This window comes from Flagellimonas sp. L-11 (genome assembly GCF_056857735.1).
In genome coordinates this window covers 1-2,502 of record NZ_JBSXNR010000055.1, presented here as the reverse complement: position 1 = coordinate 2,502, position 2,502 = coordinate 1, and the positions used below count along the sequence as shown (strand labels likewise).

Here is a 2,502-nt window from a genome sequence, read left to right as displayed (position 1 = left end):
CACCATGGAGGGCAATACGCCAAAAGTGGAAAGCGTGGTCTGTGCGTTGGATTGCGGGATCGTTATCAATCCCGACGCGGCGGCCAATATGGCCGAAGGAGCCATTGTTGACGGTGTCGGCAATGCGATGTACGGCAACCTATCCTTTACGGACGGTAAGCCCGATCAGAACAATTTTGACAGTTATAAGATCATACGCCATTCCGAGACACCAAAAAATATTGAAGTCCATTTTGTGCAAAATGAAATTGACCCCACGGGCTTGGGCGAACCACCATTTCCCCCAGTGTTTGGAGCTTTGGCCAATGCCATTTATAAGGCGACGGGAAGAAGGCATTACCATCAGCCCTTTGCAACCGACAAACCACCTTTGGTGGGATAGCGGAAAAGTTGAATTTGATTGAAAACAATAGATGAATTGTTCCTTTACCCTTTATAAATGGAAAAACAACATAGTACAAAAATCAATAGGCGTTCCTTTATAACAAGCTCGGCCATGGCCGGAGGAGGGCTGATTTTGAGTTTCAATTGGTTGGCCTCTTGTAAGTTGACCCCGGAAGAAGTGGATAAACTGCCCGAGGAATGGTTCAAGATCAATGGTTTTTTGAAAATAGGGGACAATGGTCTTGTCACCATTATGTCGCCCAACCCGGAAGGAGGGCAGAATGTGAAGACTTCCATGCCCATGATCGTGGCCGAGGAACTTGGCGTGGACTGGAAGGATGTCATCGTGGAACAGGCCCCATTGGATACCGAGGCCTTTTCCTTCCAGTTTATCGGTGGAAGCCAGGCGATTCGCAGGGGCTGGAACGGACTCAGGACCGCGGGGGCCTCTGCCAGACAAATGCTCAGGGAGGCCGCAGCGGCACAATGGCAGGTGCCGGTGTCGGAAATCAGCACGGAAAGCGGGGTCTTGCACCATAGGTCAAGTGGTAAATCCGCCGGATATGGGGATATGGCCTCTTCAGCGGCCCAAATACCCGTACCTGAAGACATCAAGCTCAAGGATATCGCTGACTTTAAAATTATAGGTACTTCACAAAAAAATGTGGATGGCTTGGACATTGTTACCGGAAAACCGTTGTTCGGGGTCGATATCCAACAGGACAATATGCTCATCGCGATGATCCTGCATCCTCCCGCTTTTGGTCTCCAATTGAAATCAATGGACGGATCGGCAGCCAAGGGCATGCCCGGCATCAAGGATGTTTTTACCGTTAAGGTGCTCCATGATGACTATGTCAGACAACATTTTGATACCTGTACCTTTCTTGAGGTCGTTGCCATTGTGGGGAATTCCACATGGGAAGTAATGAATGCCAAGAAGGCCGTGGAGGCCGAATGGGAGCCTTTTGAAACCTATACCGAAGAGCGGGTGCCTTATGGTGGTTCCCAGACTACATTGACCATTCCCTCCGGCTTGGAAAATAGTACGGACCATGTAGAGCTCATGGAAAAAATGGCTGCTCAAAAAAGCACACAGGTCCGAAAAGATGGTGATCCCGAATCAGTTTTCCAAACAGCCGATAAGGTCATTGAGAGAACTTACACCGCTCCCTTTCTTGCACATAACTGTATGGAACCCATGAACTTTTTTGCCCATGTCACCAACGATAGGGCAAGGCTCAAAGGACCGCTGCAAAAACCGGAGCTTACCGAACAGGCCTTATCTGGACGCCTTGGCATACCTGTGGAAAACATAGACATACAAATGACCCGTTTGGGAGGCGGGTACGGACGACGGTCCTATGCCCATTGGCTCATTGAAGCGGCGCTCATATCCCAACAGGTCAAAGCTCCCGTAAAGCTCATTTATAGCCGAGAGGATGATATGACGGGAGGCATTTATCGGCCAATGTACCAAGCCAAATACAGGGCAGCCCTGGATGCAAACAACAATCTTGTCGCCTTTCATGTCAATGCAGGGGGCATTCCAGAGAGTCCGTTGTATGCCAACCGTTTTCCTGCCGGAGCCGTGGATAATTACTTGGCGGAAAGCTGGTCCGTGGATTCGAACATTACGATAGGCTCCTTTAGGGCGCCCCGTTCCAATTTTATGGCCAGTGCGGAACAATCATTTTTGGACGAAGTGGCCGAGGCTGCGGGCAAAGACCCGATTGCATTCCGGTTGGAGCTTTTGGATCGGGCCAGGACAGACCCTGTTGGGGAAAACAACGATTACGATCCAGACCGTTATGCGGGCGTGCTTCGATTGGTAAGGGAGAAGAGTAACTGGAATGCCACTTCCAATGGGAACAGGGGCGTTTCGGCCTATTTCTGCCATAACTCCTATGCTGCACATGTTCTGGATCTGGAAATAAAGGACGGAAAGCCAGTGGTTCAAAAAGTGACCTGTGCGGTGGATTGTGGTATCGTGGTCAATCCGGATGCCGCCGCCAATTTGGCCGAGGGAGGTATTGTGGACGGCATAGGCAATGCCCTGTATGGGGAATTGACCTTTGAGGACGGCGTTCCGCAAAAATCCAATTTTGATGCATACCG

Annotated in this window: 2 protein-coding genes; both read left to right on the top strand. The window is 50.2% G+C overall.

Annotation, left to right across the window (positions count from 1 at the left end; translation table 11 throughout):
• Nucleotides 1-382: molybdopterin cofactor-binding domain-containing protein (locus tag AC13CC_RS08650; protein ID WP_482878261.1), on the top strand; the 382-nt coding region annotated here is incomplete at its 5' end.
• A gap of 57 nt (nucleotides 383-439) precedes the next feature.
• Nucleotides 440-2,502, top strand: a 2,063-nt coding sequence (locus AC13CC_RS08645; protein ID WP_482878260.1) for a xanthine dehydrogenase family protein molybdopterin-binding subunit, incomplete at its 3' end; no start/stop codon positions are given.